Source organism: Sphingomonas phyllosphaerae, assembly GCF_036946485.1.
In the GTDB taxonomy this organism is placed as follows: Bacteria; Pseudomonadota; Alphaproteobacteria; order Sphingomonadales; family Sphingomonadaceae; genus Sphingomonas; species Sphingomonas phyllosphaerae_E.
Map to the genome: position 1 here is coordinate 110,807 of NZ_JAQIJA010000001.1, position 17,205 is coordinate 128,011.

Consider the following 17,205-nt stretch of genomic DNA (forward strand, 5'->3'; position numbering starts at 1 on the left):
CTCTCGCATAAGCGTCGCCCCGACCGATGGTCGAAGTGGCGCGGTAAGTGGCACGCTCCGGTGACAGCGGAGCGAAGGAATGGGATCAGATCGCTTCGTTGTCGCGCTCGCCGGTGCGGATGCGCAGCGCGGTTTCGACCGGGATCACGAAGATCTTGCCGTCGCCGATCCGCCCGGTCTGCGCGGCAGCGGCGATCGCCTCGACCACGCGTTCGGTCAGTCCGTCCTCGACGACCACCTCCAGCTTCACCTTGGGCAGGAAGTCGACGACATATTCGGCGCCGCGGTACAGCTCGGTATGGCCCTTCTGCCGCCCGAAGCCCTTCGCCTCGGTGACGGTGATGCCGGACACGCCGATCTCGTGCAGCGCCTCCTTCACTTCGTCCAGCTTGAACGGCTTGATGATCGCTTCGATCTTCTTCACGCGACGAACGCCCCACCCCGGAAAACTTGGATGCCCCAGCAGCATCGTTGCACCGATCGTGCCAGCCGCGGGCGCGAAGGGCAAGGCGACGACTCGCGGAAATCCGGGCTTTTTGCTGCCTGAAAATCGGGCAACAGCGCATCGTCTGCCACTTTGGCGGGCAGGTGCCATTTCTTAACCGGCGCGCGCCTATGCGATGCCGATGCGAATCTCACGCGGATATCGGTTCGGTGCCGTCTCGGCCTTGTCGCTGCTGCTGGCAGGTTGTGGCGGCGGGGGGAGTGACGGCGGGGGTACGGCCGCCCCGGCCAGCGGCGGCGTGCAGGTCGCGCCGGCCCCCGCGCCATCGCCGACGCCGAGCCCCACGCCCGTCCCGACGCCCAGCCCTTCGCCGACACCTAGTCCCACGCCGCCGCCCCCTGCCGCCGCGCCGAGCGGCAGCTGGGCAGCCAATGCCGCGGCGCTGTTCACCGCGCAGCCGGACGTCGCCAATTGCAAGCCGGGCACGCTGGCGCAAAGCGTCCGCGACGACGTGCTGGCGCGGCTGAACGCGATCCGCGCGCTGCATCGCCTGCCGGCGGTGAGCTATTCGAGCCCGGACGACGAGCAGGCGACCCAGGCGGCCTTGATGATGGCCGCGAACGGACAATTGAGCCACACGCCCGCCGCGTCGTGGAAATGCTACACCACGCTCGGCGCGACCGGGGCGGGGACCAGCAATCTGTATGGCGGGCTGATCTCGCCCTATCTCGCTTATTATACCGAGGATATGTACCTGGGCGGGTGGCTGACCGAGACGTCGAACCTGGTCGCCAACAATGTCGGGCACCGCCGCTGGATGCTCGATCCGTTCCTCGGCAAGATCGCCTATGGCCGCGTCGCGCAGGTGCTGGCGGATGGCAGCCGCACCGACGCCGCGGCGATGAAGGTCGTATCGTTCACCGGCGGGGTGAGCGTGCCCGGCAATCTGCCGCCGTTCGTCGCCTATCCTTACGGCGACTATCCCGCGCGCTATTTCGACACGTCGTCGCTGCTGTCGTTCACGGTGATCGCCGACACGACGCAACGCGGGGGCGCGAATGCGACGGTCGACTTCTCGAAGGCGACGATCACGGTCAGCGATGGCTCGACCGCGCTGGCGGTGTCGAACATCAGTTTCGACAATGTCGGCTATGCGGTGCCCAACAACCTGCAATTCCAGGTGACGGGGTTGAAGGCCGGGGTGAGCTATTCGGTGAAGATCGCAGGGGTCGGCGTGCGCGGGACGTCGACGGACTATAGCTACACGTTCAGGATCGTGTCCTGACCGACGGCCTCAAGGCCGGATCGTCATCCCGGACTTGATCCGGGATCCCGCTTCTTGCTTCTGTCGCGAAGAAGCGGGGCCCCGGATCAAGTCCGGGGCGACGAAAGAAGTGGCCGCTCTCCCTCAATACGGCGGCTTGTCGAGCCCAGCGGGCGAGCCGGTGAAGATCTCGCAACCATCCTCGGTGATCCCGATCGAATGTTCGAACTGCGCCGACAGCGAGCGGTCGCGCGTCACCGCGGTCCAGCCGTCGTCGAGCAGCTTTACGTCGGGGCGGCCGATGTTGATCATCGGCTCGATCGTGAAGATCATCCCCGGGCGCAGCTCCGGCCCGGTGCCGGGGCGGCCGACGTGGACCACCTCCGGCGCGTCATGGAACAGCCGCCCGACGCCATGCCCGCAGAAATCGCGGACGACGCCGAAGCGATGCCCCTCGGCGTGGCGCTGGATCGCGTGCGCGACATCGCCCATCGTGTTGCCGGGGCGCGCCTGCTCGATCCCGAGCATCAGGCATTCATAGGTCACTTCGACGAGCCGCTTCGCCTTCAGCGGCACGTCGCCGATCAGGTACATGCGGCTGGTGTCGCCGTGCCAGCCGTCGACGATCGGGGTGACGTCGACATTGACGATGTCGCCCGACTTCAGCGCCTTGTCCGACGGAATGCCGTGACAGACGACATGGTTGATCGAGATGCAGCTCGAATGCGTATAGCCGCGATAGCCGAGCGTCGCGGGCACGCCGCCGCCGGCCTTCACGAAGTCGTAGATCAGCTTGTCGAGCTCGGCGGTGGTCACGCCCGGCACCATGTGGGGCACGAGCATGTCGAGCGTTTCGGCGGCGAGTCGCCCGGCCTTGTGCATCCCCGCAAAGGCATCCGGCCCGTGCAGCTTGATCGCGCCGGTGCGCGCGAGCGGCGCATCGCTGGTGACGGTCACATAATCGGTCATGCGCGCGGATATAGCGTGGCGGGGGCGCGATTGCGAGCTAGGGAAGGGGCATGACCACTGAACGCATCTGGACCGCCGCGCTGGTGGTGATCGGTGACGAGATCCTGTCCGGCCGCACGCAGGACAAGAATATCGCGCAGCTCGCGACCTGGCTCAACGTGCAGGGCATCCGGCTGGTCGAGGTGCGCGTCGTTCCTGATCGCGAGGACGCGATCATCGAGGCGGTCAACACGCTGCGCGCGCGCAACGATTATCTGTTCACGACCGGCGGGATCGGGCCGACGCATGACGACATCACCGTCGATGCGATCGCCGCTGCGCTGAGCGTACCGGTGGTCGAACACCCCGATGCGATCGCGGTGCTGGAGCGGCATTACGCGACTCGCGGCGGGTTGACCGACGCACGGCGGCGGATGGCACGCGTGCCGGCGGGCGCGTCGCTGATCGAGAATCGCGTCTCGGGCGCGCCGGGCATCCGCGTCGACAACATCTTCATCATGGCCGGGGTGCCGCACATCACCGCCGGGATGCTCGACTGGCTGACCGGCACGCTCGAAGGCGGCCGCCCGGTGGTGAGTGCGACGATCGGCTGCTGGGTCGCCGAGCGCGAGGTCGCCGAGCTGCTGCGCGCCACCGAAAAGGCGCATGAGGGCGTGGCGATCGGTAGCTATCCGTTCTTCCGCGACGGGCGCACCGGCGCCAATTTCGTCGTGCGCTCGCCCGATCCGGCGCTGGTCGACGCGTGCATCGCCGATCTGACCACCGCGCTGGAGGCGGAGGGACGCGCGGTGATCGCCGGGGGTATTTAGGGGTGATCGACATTCATGGTTGCCTGCCCTCGCCCCTTGCAAAGGGGAGAGGGTTGCGCAGACTTAGGCTTTGCGCAGCAAAGTCTTAGTCGGAGCTGGGTGAGGGGTGGCGCTCGCGCAAGCGAGCGCGCGAGCCTTTGGCTCGCTCAACCCCTCACCTAAGCTGCGCTAGCCAGCAAGCTGGCAAGCTCCGCTATCCCTCTCCCCTGTCCAGGGGCGAGGGCAAGAGGACACCATCATGAATGTCGATCCGCCCTAGGGTCGATCATTGCACGCTGCGCCTGACCCAAGTCCGTCATCCCGGACTTGATCCGGGATCCCGCTTCTTCTCTCGTCGGGCAAGAAGAAGCGGGGCCCCGGATCAAGTCCGGGGCGACGACACGGGGAGGGGGAGGGCACCGCCCGTCCCGAACAGGGATCGGCGACACGGTAAACGACGTTGCGCGACGCCCCGCCACAAGTCACGGAAACCGCAGACTTTCCGGGACCGTGTACGATGGCGCGCGCAGCATATAGAGCAGGATTGACGGCGGCTTTGGCGATGGTGGCGGCGACGCCGGCGTCTGCCGCGACCGTCATCCAGGGCATCGATGCGCTGCACGAATGGAATCTCGTCGTGCTCGGCGACCTGAAGTCCTCGTCCGAGGTCGAGGGGCGGACGTTCGTCGGTGGCAATCTGAGCGGCACCTCGTCGAACTATCAGATCCGCACCCCCGCGGCCTCGACCGCGAACACGCCCGCGCTGACCGTGGTCGGCGACGTGACCGGCGGGACGAAGAACCTCACCGGCGGCGCGACCGTCGGCGGCGACGTGACCAGCGGCTTCTCGCTCAACGGCAATCCGCAGACGGTGCTGGTCGGCGGCACGATCGCCAACACCAACGTCAATCAGAACACCGTCAAGTCGGGGCAGGCCGCGACCGCCGGCTTCACGCAGGCGTTGATCGACCAGCGCGATGCGCTCACCCGCTCGATGGTCGATCTCTCCAACGGCCTGTCGGCGCTCGCCGCGAACAGCACCGCCCTGATCGCGAGCAATCGCGCCACCTTCAACGCGGTGGCGGGCAGCAACGGGGTGGCGGTCTTCTCGCTGACCAGCAGCGATCTGGCGAAGTTCGGTGAGATCGAGTTCAACCGCAACGGCGCGGACACGGTGATCGTCAACGTCAGCGGCGCGACGATCAAGCTGGACGACAATTTCACCGGCAGTGTCGATCAACTCGGCCGCAACGTGATCTGGAACTTCGCCGGCGCGACCCAGGTCGATATCTCGACGCAATGGCGCGGCTCGGTGCTCGCGCCGCTCGCGGCGGGGACCAACAGTAACTATATTCAGGGTACCGCCGTCTTCAACAGCATGGTGCAGAAGGGCGAGGTGCATCTCGACACGTACGCGGGGAACTTCCGTCCGACCGCGGCGGTGCCGGAGCCGGGCACGTGGATGATGATGCTCGCCGGTTTCGGCGTGCTCGGCGCGACGCTGCGGCGGCGTAAGGTGGGGGTTCCCGTGGCGGCTTGAAGAGGGCTGTGGCCCCGTTGTCGCTTGGCTAGACCCGATCGAGAGTCGGCCTTTTCGGCTGGTCTTGGCCGTAGTTTATCGTTTCCCCCGATCGTCGCCCCGGACTTGATCCGGGGCCCCGCTTCTTCTCGTTGCGTGCCGCTAGAGCGGGATTCCGGATCAAGGCTCTCCTGAGCCTGTCGAAGGATCCGGGATGACGGAAGAAGGCGGCTGGAATGCTGGATGCTGATCGATTCCACCGAATTTACGTCATTGCGAGCGTAGCGAAGCAATCCAGGGCGTCCTGATCCGGCACTGGATTGCCTCGCTACGCTCGCAATGACGCTTCATGTAAGCGGAGCAACGCTCCTAGGATCAAGCGACCTGAACGATCTCTTCCGGCTCACGCAGCACATAGCCGCGGCCCCAGACGGTCTCGATGTAATTCTCGCCCTCGCACGCCAGGCTGAGCTTCTTGCGCAGCTTGCAGATGAAGACGTCGATGATCTTCAGCTCGGGCTCGTCCATCCCGCCATATAGGTGGTTGAGGAACATTTCCTTGGTCAAGGTCGTGCCCTTGCGGAGCGACAGCAGCTCCAGCATCGCATATTCCTTGCCGGTCAGGTGGACGCGCGCGCCATCGACCTCGACGGTCTTCGCATCGAGGTTCACCGACAGCTTGCCGGTCTTGATGACCGACTGCGAATGGCCCTTCGAGCGGCGGACGACGGCGTGGATGCGCGCGATCAGTTCCTCGCGGTGGAACGGCTTGGTGACGTAGTCGTCGGCGCCGAAGCCGAAGCTGCGCACCTTCGAATCCATTTCGTTGATGCCGCTGAGGATCAGCACCGGGGTCTGCACGCGCGCGACGCGGAGCTTCTTGAGCACGTCGTAACCGTGCATGTCCGGCAAGTTCAGGTCGAGCAGGATGATGTCGTAATCGTAGAGCTTGCCCAGATCGAGGCCTTCTTCACCCAGATCAGTATTGTAGACGTTGAAGCCCTCCGTCGACAGCATCAGCTCGATGGCCTTGGCGGTGGTCGGCTCGTCCTCGATCAGCAGCACGCGCATCGGCAATTCCCCGGTTGTCGGTGGCGAAATGCCGTTGCCGGCCACGCCTGTCTGGTTCGTTTACCAAACTGCCTCTGAAGCATAAAGGTTAACTGCCACTTAAATTGAGTGTTCCCTTTTTTCACTTTGCTTGTCGACGTTCGCTTCACGCGGCGTACCCATTGCGGTGAAAAGCGTGCGTTCGCGCGAGCGTGGAATGTCCTCGCCGAGCATCTCGCGCAGATAAAGGCTGCGCACCAGCGTGAAGCTGACGACCAGAATACCGCCCGAAAAAAACAGCCCGAACAATCCGAAGACCGCGCCGGTGCCGATGATCGCGAACAGGCTCAGCGCCGGCGGGATCGCGACGACTCGGCTGGTGACGAACGGCGTGACGAAATTGGTCTGGATGATTCTCACCGCCGCGAACACGCCCAGCGCCCACAGCAACTGATCGGTGCCGGCCGTCGCGGCGAGCCCGAGCGCCGGCAGCATCGCCGCGACCGGCCCGACATAAGGAATGAACTCGCTGAGCCCGGTCAGCAGCCCGAGCATCGCCGGGGAGGGCACCCCGGCCGCCCACAGCCCCAGCCCGACCATCGTTCCCATCGCGGTCATCTGGATCAATTGCGCGCGCAGCCACAGCAGCAGCGTGGAGCCGACATCGCCCAAGGCATCTTCCAGCGCCGCGCGCCGCGACGGCGGCACCAGCAGCAGAATGCCGCGCTCGTAGATCTTCGGATCGACGGCGAAGAAGATCGCGCCGAACAGCACCAGCACGGTGTTGAGCAGCAATTGTCCGGCACCGCGGACGATCTCGCCGATATCCTGCGCCACCCGGCTGCCCGCGAAGGCGGCGCGCACCGCATCCACGACCTTCGCGCCGACCGGGCTCTGCGACATATAGGCCTGAAACTGGTCCAGCAGCCCCGGCAAGGCGACCACCAATGTGTTCACCTGCGCACGAAACTCGACCCCGAACAGCCAGAACAGCAACGCGAGGAAGCCCAGCAGCGTCAGAATCGCCGCCGTCATCGCCCGTTTGGTGCCGAGATGGGCGCGCGTCGCATATAATTCGGCGATCGCGTGAATGACGATCGCGATCAGCACCGATCCGAAAGCGAGAATCAACAGGTGCCGCGCGAGATACAGCGCAGCGACCAGCGCCACGATCACGACGATCCACAGCACGCGACGGATGAAACGCGCGTCGGCTTCGTCGGGCGCGAGGCGGTTCATGCAGGAGGGGCGGAACGTTTCACGAGCGGCACAACGCATCCGCGTCCAAAAAGGCGCGCCGCCGCCGCACGATTTCTGCTCAGCGTGGCAACAGCGTCACGGGCGGTGTCCAGCGCAGCAGGTCGTCATATTCCTGCGGCGGATCGGCGAAGGTCATGCGCGCCAGCAGTGCCGGCGCGCCGAGGAACAGGACGGCGCCCGCGACGACGCACATCGCGCGTCGTGACGGCGCCCGTTCGATCAGCAGCACTGCCGCCAGCGCGGTCGCGAGTATCGGCCACAGATGATAGCGCAGGTCGGCCGCGATCGAGACCGCCGCGAAACTCGCTTCCAGCGCCAGCGCGGAGGCGAGCAGACCCAGCGCCAGCCGGCGAGCCGCGCCGCCCTGCGCGCGGCGCGCTGCCGGTAGCAGCAGCAGCGCGGCGACGATCCAGACGAATGGCCAGCCCAACGGTCCGCGGGTGACGCGCCCGGCCAGCATTTGCCATGCCGCTGCCACGCGACCGGGGGTGGCGATGCCTTCCGCATTGGGTTCGCTGATCGTCGGCGGCTCGGCGCCGGGCAGGCGCGCCGGAACGAGCCAGCGCCATGTCATGTTCAGATGCGCCGCGCGGTGCGTGACATAGGCAGGCGGGTGGCGGAATGCCTCGACCGCGAGCCGGCGATAGAGCGTGCCGGTCGACGATGTGGCGAGTGGCGCGAGCGCAGCGGCACAGGCCGGCGTGTCTTCGAGCGGGTCCCAGAAATAGGGCGTGACGCAATGCCCAGCGCGCAACGCCGCACCTGTGCCGGGCGCAAGCCCTGCCACCGACGCGTCGGTGCGGACGGCGATCCCGGCGAGATCGTAGCGCGCTTGGGTGGTCGCGACGTCGCTCGGCTGCGCGCCGAGCACCCGGCGGTTGATCGGGCCGGACGAGGCGAGCACCGCCGCGACGATCGCGAGCGTGGCGCCGAGTCGCGCACCGGCGCGCCGCAACGGGCTTAGGGCGACGATCAGCGGCGCGAGCGCGAACACCGCATTGGCGCGGACCAGCAGCGCGTAGCCGAACAGCAACCCGGCGATCGCGATCACGCCGAGCGGTACAGGACGACCGTGGAGGCGATAGCGCGCGATCAACCCGGTCGCGGCGAGCGTCGCACCCACCAATTGCGCGTCCTTGAGCACCACCACTTGCCAGCCAAGCAGAGGAGGGAGCAGCCCAACCATCAGGGTCGCCCAGCCGGCGCGGGCACGCCCCGCGGCGGCGAGGGCGTCGGCGATCAGCGCGAGGCCGAGCCAATAGCCGGCGAGTTGCAGGACCAGCAGCGGCGCGGTGCCATGCCCCAGTGGCAGCAGCACTTGCCAGAGCCGTGCCATGATCGGGGGATGCCAGTCGTCGACCTGGTTCGCGACGACCTGCTCATACTGGCGCAGCGTGTCATATTCGGCATAGCCCGGCCAGAACAGCGCGAGCGATGCCGCGAAGAGGAACGCGCCGGCAATGAGGTGCGGGCGGCCCGGATCGATGAGTCGGCGCGGTCGCTCGGGCATCATCGTGCCGGGATAGTCACGCCGGTCGGTCATGGCGAGCGCAGCGCCGCCCGTCGGCACTGGCCTTGTATGCGAGGGATCGTCTCATGCGCTCGCGATGGTGGCGGATCGTTCTGTCTTCGCGTCGGTGCGCGTCCGGCGTTTCGTCGCAATCCGATGCGATCCGACCCGCGTGTCGGCGGTCGGGGTCAGGATGCGGACTCGCATCGACCTGTTCGTCCGCCGAGCCGCCGCCGGCTATCATCTGCGCCAACCCGTCATCCCGGCTCCTTCGACAGGCTCAGGAGAGCCTCGATCCGGGATCCCGCTTCTTCCTTCTGTTGCCAAGAGAGCGGGGCCCCGGATCACATCCGGGGCGACGAAGGGATGGGTCAGGATCGACGACCGCGCCGATCCGGTCGGCACCTGTGCTCTAGAAGTGGATCGCGCGGCCGTAGGCGCCGAGCACGCTCTCGTGCATCATCTCGCTGAGCGTCGGGTGCGCGAACACCGTTTCCATCAGCTCGTGCTCGGTCGTTTCCAGCTGGCGCGCAACGACATAGCCCTGGATCAGCTCGGTGACTTCCGCACCCACCATGTGCGCGCCCAGCAGCTCGCCGGTCTTGGCGTCGAAGACGGTCTTGATGAAGCCGTCCGCCTCGCCGAGCGCGATCGCCTTGCCGTTGCCGATGAACGGGAATTTGCCGACCTTGATGTCGCGGCTGGCTTCCTTGGCCTTCGCCTCGGTCAGCCCGACGCTCGCCACCTGCGGGCGGCTGTAGGTGCAGCCGGGGATGTTCCACGTCTCGAACGGATGCGGGTTGCCGCCGGCCAGCTTCTCGACGCAGACGATGCCCTCGTGGCTCGCCTTGTGCGCCAGCCACGGCGCGCCGGTGACGTCGCCGATCGCGTAGATGCCCTCGACGTTGGTGCGCCCGAAGCCGTCGACCTTGATATGGCCGCGCTCGGTGGTGACGCCGAGCTTCTCGAGCCCGATCTCCTCGGTGTTCGGGACGATGCCGATCGCGACGATGACGTGGCTGTAATCCTCGGTCGTGGACTTGCCGTCCTTGCCCTTGATCGTTGCCTTGACGCCGTCCGCGCCGCTGTCGATCTTCTCGAGCGCAGCGCCGGTGACGATCTTGATCCCGTCCTTGGTCAGCCGCTTTTCCATGAACGCGCTGACTTCCTCGTCCTCGACCGGCAGGATGCGCGGCAGCATCTCGACGATCGTCACGTCCGCGCCCATGTCGTTGTAGAAGCTCGCGAACTCGACGCCAATCGCGCCCGAGCCGATCACCAGCAGCTTGGTCGGCATCACCTCGGGGACCATCGCGTGGCGATAGGTCCAGATGCGCTTGCCGTCGGCCTTGGCGAACGGCAGGTCGCGGGCGCGCGCGCCGGTCGCGACGAGGATGTGCTTCGCTTCGAGATCGACGGTGCCGTTGCCCTGCTTGACGCTGAGCTTGCCCTTGGCCGTGATCGTGCCGAAGCCCTCGACCACGGTGATCTTGTTCTTCTTCATCAGGCCCTTGACGCCGGCATTGAGCTGGCCCGAGACCTTGCGGCTGCGGTCGACGATCTTGGCGAGATCGAAGCCGATGTTCTCGGCCTTGAGCCCGTAATCGCCCGCATGGGTCATGTAGTGATAGATTTCCGAGGTGCGCAGCAGCGCCTTGGTCGGGATGCAGCCCCAGTTGAGGCAGATGCCGCCGAGCCGCTCGCGCTCGACGATCGCGACCTTCAGGCCGAGCTGTGCGCCACGGATCGCGGCGACATAGCCGCCGGGGCCGGAGCCGAGAACGATAAGGTCGTAGGTGTCAGCCATGTAACCACTCCCGGGCCGCAGCCCCTGTTGTCACCACGGGCGCAGCGGCCCGAAAAATCTCACGCCGCCGGCGGCACTTCGCGCGGGCGGCGGTCCTCGTCGATCGCGACGAAGGTGAAGCGTGCTTCCGTGACCTTCCGCGATTCCTCGCCGTGGCGGTCGCGCGCCCAGCTTTCGACCTGGATCGCGATCGAGGTGCGCCCGACGCGCTCGATCCGCGCATAGACCGACACTTCGTCGCCGACATGGACGGGGGCGTGGAATTGCATCCCGTCCATCGCGATCGTCACCGCGCGCCCGCGCGCGCGGCGCGCCGCGGTCAGCCCGGCGGCCGAATCCATCAGGCTCATCAGCCAGCCGCCGAAGATGTCGCCATAGGCATTGGCGTCGGCGGGCATCGCCGAGACGCGGATCGTCGGCGCCTGTTGCGGTTCGATCGCGCTCATGCGGCGGCTCCTTCGCGGCGCACGCGCCAGATGTCGCGCGCGCCGAGCAGGCCGACCGCGACCAATGTCGCCGCGCCGACCAGCCAGATCGTCTCGGCACCCTGCGGATAGCTCCACGCCGCGCCCTTGAAGACCAAGGCGGTCAGCCCAAGCGACAGCGCGCTCCACGCGATCTCGCGCTTGTCCGCGCCCAGCTCCATCTGCGCCACGCAGCCGTGCCTCAGGCGAGCATCGCCAGCGGGTTCTCGACCAGCTCGCGGAACGCCTGCATCAGCTGCGCGCCGTCCGCGCCGTCGATCGCGCGGTGATCGAAGCTGCCGGTCGCCGACATGATCGACGCGACGCCGAGCGAGCCGTCACCCAGCACCCACGGGCGCTTCTCGCCCGCGCCGACCGCGAGGATCATGCCCTGCGGCGGGTTGATGACCGCCTCGAACTGCTTGATCCCGAACATGCCCATGTTGCTGATCGACGCGGTGCCGCCGGTAAATTCCTCCGGCTTCAGCTTCTTGTCGCGCGCGCGCGCGGCGAGGTCCTTCATGCGCGTCGAGATGCTCGACAGCGAGGCGGTATCGGCCTCGGTGATGACCGGGGTGATGAGCCCCTCGGGCGTCGACACCGCGACCGAGATGTCGGCGCGCTGGAAGCTGACGAGCTGGTCGGGCGTGAACATCACGTTGCACTTCGGCACCTGGATCAGCGCCACCGCGAGCGCCTTGATGAGCAGGTCATTGACCGACAGCTTCACGCCGCGCGATTCGAGCCCGGCGTTGAGGTCGCCGCGCAGCTTGAGCAGCTTGTCGAGCTGCACGTCGACCGTGAGGTAGATGTGCGGAACCTGCTGCTTCGATTCGGTCAGGCGACGCGCGATCGTCTTGCGCATGTTGGTGAGCTTGGTCAGCTCGTGCGGGATATCGGGCACCTGCGCCGGGGTCGGCGCGGGGGCGGGCGATGCGGCAGGGGCCGCGCTGCTCGCGGCGGCGGTCGGTGCGGATGCCTTGCCCGGCTGCGCGCTGTCGACATCGGCCTTGACGATCCGGCCGTTCGGGCCGCTGCCCTTCACGCCCGACAGGTCGACGCCCTTGTCGGCGGCGAGGCGACGCGCGAGCGGGCTCGCCTTGACGCGGTCGCCGTCCTGACGCGCGGCGGGGGCCGGCTTCGGATCGGCGGGCTTGCCGTGGTCGCGGACGTCTTCCTTGGCCGGCTGCGCCTCGGTGCCGGTCTTGTTCGGGTCGGCGGGCGACGGCTTGGGCTCGCTTTCCTTGGCGGCGGGGGCGGGGGTGCTCTCACCCTCTTCCTCGCCATCGGCGAGCAGCAGCGCGATGACGGTGCCGACCTTCACGCCGTCCGATCCTTCGGCGACCGCGATCTTGGAGATGACGCCCTCGTCGACGGCCTCGAACTCCATCGTCGCCTTGTCGGTTTCGATCTCGGCCATGATGTCGCCGGCCTTGACGGTATCGCCTTCCTTCACGAGCCATTTGGCCAGCGTGCCCTCCTCCATCGTCGGCGACAGGGCAGGCATCTTGATTTCGATCGGCATCGTGATCCTCGAGAGGCTCGTGGGACAGGCGCCCGTCTCTTGCGGACGCGCGCCGTATGGTCAAGCCCGCCGCCTTGTCCCATGTGCTTGGCGTGAGCGGGCGCGAGCGGTACACCCGGCGTTGAAGGGGGCCTTGATGCGCATCTATCTGACGGTGATCGACGATACGCCCGAGGCGCTGATCGCGCTGCGTTTCGCGGCGCGGCGCGCGGTGAAGACCGGCGGCGGGGTCGAGATCCTCGCGCTGTTGCCGCCGCAGGAGTTCATTCCGTTCGGCGGCGTGCAGGCGACGATCGAGGACGAACAGCAGCGCCATGCCGAAGGGCTGGTCGCGCGCGCGGCGGGAACGTTGCTGGAGGAATCGGGGGTGCGCCCGTCGATCACGGTGCGCAGCGGCGATGGACCGAAGGTGATCCGCGCGCTGATCGCCGAGAATCCGCAGATCGCCGCGCTGGTGCTGGGGGCGGCCGCGGATGGCGCGCCCGGCGCGCTGGTCGATCATTTCGCCGCGGATGTCGGGACATTGCCAGTGCCGCTGATGATCGTGCCGGGCGGGTTGTCGACGGAGGCGATCGACCGGCTGAGTTGATCGCAATCGCTTGAGCGCAGGCGATTCCCTCGCCACAAGCGGGGCATGAACCATCGCCTGTTGCTCGCCGCCGCGCCCTTGCTCCTTGCCACCCCCCGCCGCCGCGCGCGAGGCGCCGTCGCAAGCGCGGCAGCGCGCCACGGTCGAGAAACTGGTGTCGTTCGGTACGCGCCACTCGCTGTCGTCGGCGACCGACCCGAAGCGCGGGATCGGCGCGGCGCGTAACTGGGTGGCGGGCGAGTTCGCCGCGCTGTCGCGCGCCTGCGGCGGGTGTATCGCGACCGAGCGGCTGTCGCGGCGCTTCGTCGGTCCGCGCGCGCCCGACGGCGTGGTGATCGAGGACGTGCTCGGCGTCCAGAAGGGCAGCGACCCCAACCGCTACATCATCGTCGGCGCGCATATCGACAGCCGCGTCACCGACGTGATGAACGTGACCAGCGACGCGCCCGGCGCGAACGACGATGCGAGCGGGGTCGCGCTGGTGCTGGAGGCGGCGCGCATCCTGTCGAAGGAGAAGTTTGCGGCGAACATCGTCTATGTCGCCTTCTCCGGCGAGGAGCAGGGCTTGTGGGGCGCGACCTTGCTCGCCGAGACCGCCAAGGCGCGGGGCTGGCAGGTCGATGCGATGCTCAACAACGATATCGTCGGCAACACGGTCGGGCAGGGCGGGGTGACGATCGACGGCTATGTCCGCGTCTTCTCGGAAGGAATCCGCAGCAGCGAGTCGCTTGTCGAGGCGATCGAGCGGCGCGGCGTCGGCGGCGAGGATGACGGTCCGAGCCGCGCGCTCGCCAAGGCGATCGATGGGATCGCGGGCACGCTGCCCGGCGGGTTCGGCGTGTTCGTCGACCGCCGCCCCGACCGCTTCGGGCGCGGCGGCGATCACGAGCCATTCCTCAAGCAGGGCTATCCGGCGGTGCGCTTTTCGGTCGCGGCGGAAAACTGGGATCGTCAGCATCAGGACGTGCGTACCGAGAACGGGAGCGTCTATGCGGATACGATCGAGGGGATGGACTTCCCCTATCTGGCGAAGGTCACCGCGATCAACGTCGCGACGATCGCGCGGCTCGCCGCCGCGCCCGCCGCGCCGCCGGTCGCGTCGATCTCGGGCGCGCTGTCCTACGATACGAAGGTGACGTGGGCGGCGGTGCCGGGGGCGGCGCGCTACAGGATCTACTGGCGGCGTGCCGATGCGGCGGCATGGACGCAGTCGCGCGAGGCGACCGGCACCAGCCTCGACGTCGCGGGCGTGCCGGTCGATGATCATTTCTTCGGGGTCGCGGCGGTGGGCGCGAATGGCGCGGAAAGCCTCGTGACGTTCGCGGGCCGCGAGAAGAAATAACGATTTGCCATTGCGAGCGTAGCGAAGCAATCCAGGGCCGGATCAGGACGCCCTGGATTGCTTCGCTACGCTCGCAATGACGAGAGAACTATAGCCGCGCGGCCAGCAGCGCCATCAATTGCTCGCACCCGCGCGCGTCTTCGTCATCGAAGCGCGCCGGCGACGGGCTGTCGAGATCGAGCACGCCGAGCAGCGCGCCATCGCGGACGATCGGCACCACCAGTTCCGAGCGACTCGCCGCATCGCAGGCGATATGTCCGGGAAAGGCGTGGACGTCGGCGACCAGTTGCGTGCGGCGCTCCGCCGCCGCCGTGCCGCAGACACCCTTGCCCAGCGGAATGCGGATACAGGCCGCCTTGCCCTGAAACGGCCCGAGCACCAGCTCGTCCTCTACCAGCCGATAGAAGCCGGACCAGTTCAGGTCGGGCAGATATTGCGCGATCAGCGCGGCGGCATTGGCCATGTTCGCGATACCATCCCGCTCGCCCGCGGTCAGCGCGTCGAGCGCGCGCAGCAGCTCGCGATACAATGCCGGCTTCGATTCGGCTTCGATGTGAAAGTCGTACATGGCGTCGAGGTAGGCGCTGCGCGGGCGCTGCGCCAGAGGGAGCGCATCGCGGGACGAAATGAAATTAGGGTGCTGGTAAAGGAAGTAAACAGGAAGTAACCAGCATCCTTGAAGCGGTCCCCTAAGTATTCTAACACTTAACGAAAATAAACCAGAAGTGTTAGATTATGTTAGGGTTTTGTCGCTAATCATGTCTCTACAGCGCGGCACCGGCCGTGCCGGTCGAAAACGGTGTTCGGGATGAACTTCGGTTCAACGAACGCCCACAACGCCAGGGACTGTGATGAAGAAAATCGTCATTTCGGGCGCCATGATCCTGGCTGCCTCTACCGCTTATGCCGCCATCATTCCGTCGAACATGCTCAAGGCGCTTGGCAGCAAGGTGACTGTTATCGCCGCGCCGGCGACCGCCAAGCTGAGCGGCATTCTGCCGACGTCGGTCACGCAGGCCGTCACGACCACCGCGATCGAGCCGGTGAAGGGTGCCGTCCAGACCGGCCTGCTGCCGGGACAAGGCCAGTTGGAGAAGATCGCGTCGAACTTCGACGTGGACAAGTATCTCGTCCCGTCGTGGGGCACCGGCGATATTGCCCAGAGCGGTCGTCCCGAAGTGGTCGGCGCCTTCCGCTTCCTTTGCAGCGCGGGCGACGTGAAGCGCGACGATCCCATCGTTTTCCCGGGCCAGCCGGGCAAGAGCCACCTTCACCAGTTCTTCGGCAACACCGGCACCAACGCCTATTCGACGTACGCCAGCCTGCGTACTTCGGGCGAAAGCACCTGCGCGAACAAGTTGAACCGCTCGGCCTACTGGATCCCGGCGATGCTCAACGGCAAGGGCAAGGTCGTGCGTCCCGATTACGTGGTGATCTATTACAAGTCGCTGCCCGAGACCGACCCCGAGTGTCAGAAGATGGGCAAGGCGTGCGTCGCGCTGCCGCGCGGGATGCGCTACATCTTCGGCTACAACATGGCGACCGAGAAGGGCGAAGGCTTCTACTTCAATTGTGACGGTCCTACCGGCACCGGCGGCCATTACCCTGATCTGGTGACGGCGGCGAAGAACTGCCCGGTCGGCAATCACATCGGTGCGATGATCGCGTCGCCGACGTGCTGGGACGGCAAGAACCTGAACAGCGCCGATCACCGCAGCCATGTCGGCTATCCGCAGTGGAACAACATGGGCCAACAGCGTTGCCCCGAGAACCTTCCCTATCTGATCCCGATGTTCTCGCTGGCCGCATGGTACGCGGTCGACGAAGATCTGGACCGGTCGGGCGAGTGGACGCCGGGCATGTCGACCTGGTCGCTGGCTTCCGACAACATGCCGGGGATGGCGCCGAAGCGTCCGGGCTCGACCTTCCATGCCGACTGGATGGGTGCGTGGGACGACGATGTCATGAAGACCTGGTTCGCCAATTGCATCAACAAGCTGCTGAGCTGCAACGGCGGTGATCTGGGCAACGGCAAGCAGTTGCGCGCTGACCCGAACTTCGACTGGAAGGCGCATCCGCGACTGGTCGACGTTCCGGCGGCCTGATCCGCCCCAGCGATGACCAGGAGATCCGGTCGCACCGATGGTGCGGCCGGATCTTCGCATTTATGGAGCGTGCATGGCCCGCGTCCCCGTCACCCGTTCGATCAGCATCGATACCGATTTGATCGAGGAGAGCTTCACCCGTTCGGGTGGCGCCGGCGGGCAGCATGTCAACACCACCGATTCGGCGGTGCTGCTGCGGTACGATGTCGCGCGCTCCGATCTGCCCGAGCGGGTGAAGCTGCGGCTGGCGGAACTGGCGGGCACGCGAATGACGCGCGACGGCGTGCTGACGCTGCGCAGCGAAGGCTCCCGCTCGCAGCATATGAATCGCGCCGAGGTGCGCGAACGGCTGCTGGCGCTGGTTCGCGAGGCGACGGTGGTGCAGGCCAAGCGCCGCGCGACCAAGCCGACACGCGCGTCGCAGGTGCGGCGGGTGGATGCGAAGAAGGGGCGATCGGCGGTGAAATCAGGGCGGAAGAAGCCGGCGTTCGATTAGCGACAGGGCTGAGCGACGAACGGTTGTGGAACGCGGCCGGCCATCCGAACGCAAAGGGCTGCCGATCTCATG

General features: G+C 66.8%; 17 protein-coding genes. 7 read left to right on the forward strand and 10 right to left on the reverse strand.

Translation table 11 applies throughout. The annotated features are described in order from the left end of the window. Nucleotides 1-85 precede the first annotated feature (85 nt). Nucleotides 86-424 carry a P-II family nitrogen regulator gene (locus PGN16_RS00500; RefSeq protein WP_028056880.1) on the reverse strand — a complete coding sequence of 113 codons (339 nt, stop codon included), beginning with the start codon at nucleotides 422-424 and terminating at the stop codon, nucleotides 86-88. Nucleotides 425-626: 202 nt separating this feature from the next. On the opposite strand from PGN16_RS00500, the gene PGN16_RS00505 reads away from it, so the two are divergent. After that, nucleotides 627-1,730 (forward strand): CAP domain-containing protein, encoded by a 1,104-nt coding sequence (locus PGN16_RS00505; protein ID WP_335307469.1) that lies wholly within the window; start codon nucleotides 627-629, stop codon nucleotides 1,728-1,730. Nucleotides 1,731-1,853: 123 nt separating this feature from the next. Here the strand turns inward: PGN16_RS00505 and map are convergent, their stop codons facing one another. Beyond that, nucleotides 1,854-2,678: a type I methionyl aminopeptidase gene (gene map / locus PGN16_RS00510; protein ID WP_335307470.1), complete on the reverse strand. Its 825-nt coding sequence runs from the start codon at nucleotides 2,676-2,678 to the stop codon at nucleotides 1,854-1,856. Between the two features lie 50 nt (nucleotides 2,679-2,728). Here map and PGN16_RS00515 point away from each other — a divergent pair, with 50 nt between their 5' ends. Then, on the forward strand, nucleotides 2,729-3,487 hold the full coding sequence (locus PGN16_RS00515) for a competence/damage-inducible protein A (RefSeq protein ID WP_335307471.1): 759 nt from the start codon (nucleotides 2,729-2,731) through the stop codon (nucleotides 3,485-3,487). A gap of 496 nt (nucleotides 3,488-3,983) precedes the next feature. Beyond that, entirely contained in the window at nucleotides 3,984-5,006 is a 1,023-nt protein-coding gene (locus tag PGN16_RS00520; RefSeq protein WP_335307472.1) for a choice-of-anchor A family protein, read from the forward strand. Between the two features lie 354 nt (nucleotides 5,007-5,360). On the opposite strand, the gene ctrA is transcribed toward PGN16_RS00520, so the two are convergent. The 7 genes from ctrA to PGN16_RS00555 form a co-directional block, all read right to left on the reverse strand. After that, the gene (gene ctrA, locus PGN16_RS00525; protein ID WP_335307473.1) at nucleotides 5,361-6,056 is read right to left on the reverse strand and encodes a response regulator transcription factor CtrA; all 696 of its coding nucleotides are present in this window, start codon (nucleotides 6,054-6,056) and stop codon (nucleotides 5,361-5,363) included. 99 nt (nucleotides 6,057-6,155) lie between these two features. Further along, entirely contained in the window at nucleotides 6,156-7,274 is a 1,119-nt protein-coding gene (locus tag PGN16_RS00530; protein ID WP_335307474.1) for an AI-2E family transporter, read from the reverse strand. Nucleotides 7,275-7,353: 79 nt separating this feature from the next. Beyond that, nucleotides 7,354-8,838 carry a hypothetical protein gene (locus tag PGN16_RS00535; RefSeq protein WP_335307475.1) on the reverse strand — a complete coding sequence of 495 codons (1,485 nt, stop codon included), beginning with the start codon at nucleotides 8,836-8,838 and terminating at the stop codon, nucleotides 7,354-7,356. Between the two features lie 379 nt (nucleotides 8,839-9,217). Continuing rightward, a complete protein-coding gene (gene lpdA / locus PGN16_RS00540; protein WP_335307476.1) occupies nucleotides 9,218-10,612 on the reverse strand; it encodes a dihydrolipoyl dehydrogenase in 1,395 nt (464 codons plus the stop codon). 59 nt (nucleotides 10,613-10,671) lie between these two features. Next, nucleotides 10,672-11,058: an acyl-CoA thioesterase gene (locus PGN16_RS00545; protein WP_335307477.1), complete on the reverse strand. Its 387-nt coding sequence runs from the start codon at nucleotides 11,056-11,058 to the stop codon at nucleotides 10,672-10,674. After that, entirely contained in the window at nucleotides 11,055-11,267 is a 213-nt protein-coding gene (locus PGN16_RS00550) for a hypothetical protein (protein WP_335307478.1), read from the reverse strand. Before PGN16_RS00550 ends, PGN16_RS00545 begins: the two co-directional genes overlap by 4 nt. Nucleotides 11,268-11,278: 11 nt before the next feature. After that, nucleotides 11,279-12,601 carry a pyruvate dehydrogenase complex dihydrolipoamide acetyltransferase gene (locus PGN16_RS00555; RefSeq protein WP_335307479.1) on the reverse strand — a complete coding sequence of 441 codons (1,323 nt, stop codon included), beginning with the start codon at nucleotides 12,599-12,601 and terminating at the stop codon, nucleotides 11,279-11,281. Nucleotides 12,602-12,737: 136 nt separating this feature from the next. Between PGN16_RS00555 and PGN16_RS00560 the strand changes: the two genes are divergently transcribed. Then, entirely contained in the window at nucleotides 12,738-13,190 is a 453-nt protein-coding gene (locus PGN16_RS00560; protein ID WP_335307480.1) for a universal stress protein, read from the forward strand. 85 nt (nucleotides 13,191-13,275) lie between these two features. Continuing rightward, complete coding sequence (locus PGN16_RS00565) at nucleotides 13,276-14,532, forward strand: M20/M25/M40 family metallo-hydrolase (RefSeq protein ID WP_335307481.1); 1,257 nt, start codon at nucleotides 13,276-13,278, stop codon at nucleotides 14,530-14,532. Nucleotides 14,533-14,620: 88 nt separating this feature from the next. Here the strand turns inward: PGN16_RS00565 and PGN16_RS00570 are convergent, their stop codons facing one another. Next, nucleotides 14,621-15,100 carry a GAF domain-containing protein gene (locus PGN16_RS00570; protein ID WP_335307482.1) on the reverse strand — a complete coding sequence of 160 codons (480 nt, stop codon included), beginning with the start codon at nucleotides 15,098-15,100 and terminating at the stop codon, nucleotides 14,621-14,623. 283 nt (nucleotides 15,101-15,383) lie between these two features. Between PGN16_RS00570 and PGN16_RS00575 the strand changes: the two genes are divergently transcribed. After that, nucleotides 15,384-16,637, forward strand: coding sequence for a DUF1996 domain-containing protein (locus PGN16_RS00575; RefSeq protein ID WP_335307483.1), 1,254 nt, complete (start codon nucleotides 15,384-15,386; stop codon nucleotides 16,635-16,637). A gap of 73 nt (nucleotides 16,638-16,710) precedes the next feature. Next, the gene (gene arfB / locus PGN16_RS00580) at nucleotides 16,711-17,133 is read left to right on the forward strand and encodes an alternative ribosome rescue aminoacyl-tRNA hydrolase ArfB (protein ID WP_335307484.1); all 423 of its coding nucleotides are present in this window, start codon (nucleotides 16,711-16,713) and stop codon (nucleotides 17,131-17,133) included. Nucleotides 17,134-17,205 lie beyond the last annotated feature (72 nt).

Coding starts and splice junctions, on each gene's coding strand:
- PGN16_RS00505 (WP_335307469.1), top strand. CDS start 627: ATGCGAATCTCACGCGGATATCGGTTCGGTGCCGTCTCGGCCTTGTCG.
- map (WP_335307470.1), bottom strand. CDS start 2,678: ATGACCGATTATGTGACCGTCACCAGCGATGCGCCGCTCGCGCGCACC.
- PGN16_RS00515 (WP_335307471.1), top strand. CDS start 2,729: ATGACCACTGAACGCATCTGGACCGCCGCGCTGGTGGTGATCGGTGAC.
- PGN16_RS00520 (WP_335307472.1), top strand. CDS start 3,984: ATGGCGCGCGCAGCATATAGAGCAGGATTGACGGCGGCTTTGGCGATG.
- ctrA (WP_335307473.1), bottom strand. CDS start 6,056: ATGCGCGTGCTGCTGATCGAGGACGAGCCGACCACCGCCAAGGCCATC.
- PGN16_RS00530 (WP_335307474.1), bottom strand. CDS start 7,274: ATGAACCGCCTCGCGCCCGACGAAGCCGACGCGCGTTTCATCCGTCGC.
- PGN16_RS00535 (WP_335307475.1), bottom strand. CDS start 8,838: ATGACCGACCGGCGTGACTATCCCGGCACGATGATGCCCGAGCGACCG.
- lpdA (WP_335307476.1), bottom strand. CDS start 10,612: ATGGCTGACACCTACGACCTTATCGTTCTCGGCTCCGGCCCCGGCGGC.
- PGN16_RS00545 (WP_335307477.1), bottom strand. CDS start 11,058: ATGAGCGCGATCGAACCGCAACAGGCGCCGACGATCCGCGTCTCGGCG.
- PGN16_RS00555 (WP_335307479.1), bottom strand. CDS start 12,601: ATGCCGATCGAAATCAAGATGCCTGCCCTGTCGCCGACGATGGAGGAG.
- PGN16_RS00560 (WP_335307480.1), top strand. CDS start 12,738: ATGCGCATCTATCTGACGGTGATCGACGATACGCCCGAGGCGCTGATC.
- PGN16_RS00570 (WP_335307482.1), bottom strand. CDS start 15,100: ATGTACGACTTTCACATCGAAGCCGAATCGAAGCCGGCATTGTATCGC.
- PGN16_RS00575 (WP_335307483.1), top strand. CDS start 15,384: ATGAAGAAAATCGTCATTTCGGGCGCCATGATCCTGGCTGCCTCTACC.
- arfB (WP_335307484.1), top strand. CDS start 16,711: ATGGCCCGCGTCCCCGTCACCCGTTCGATCAGCATCGATACCGATTTG.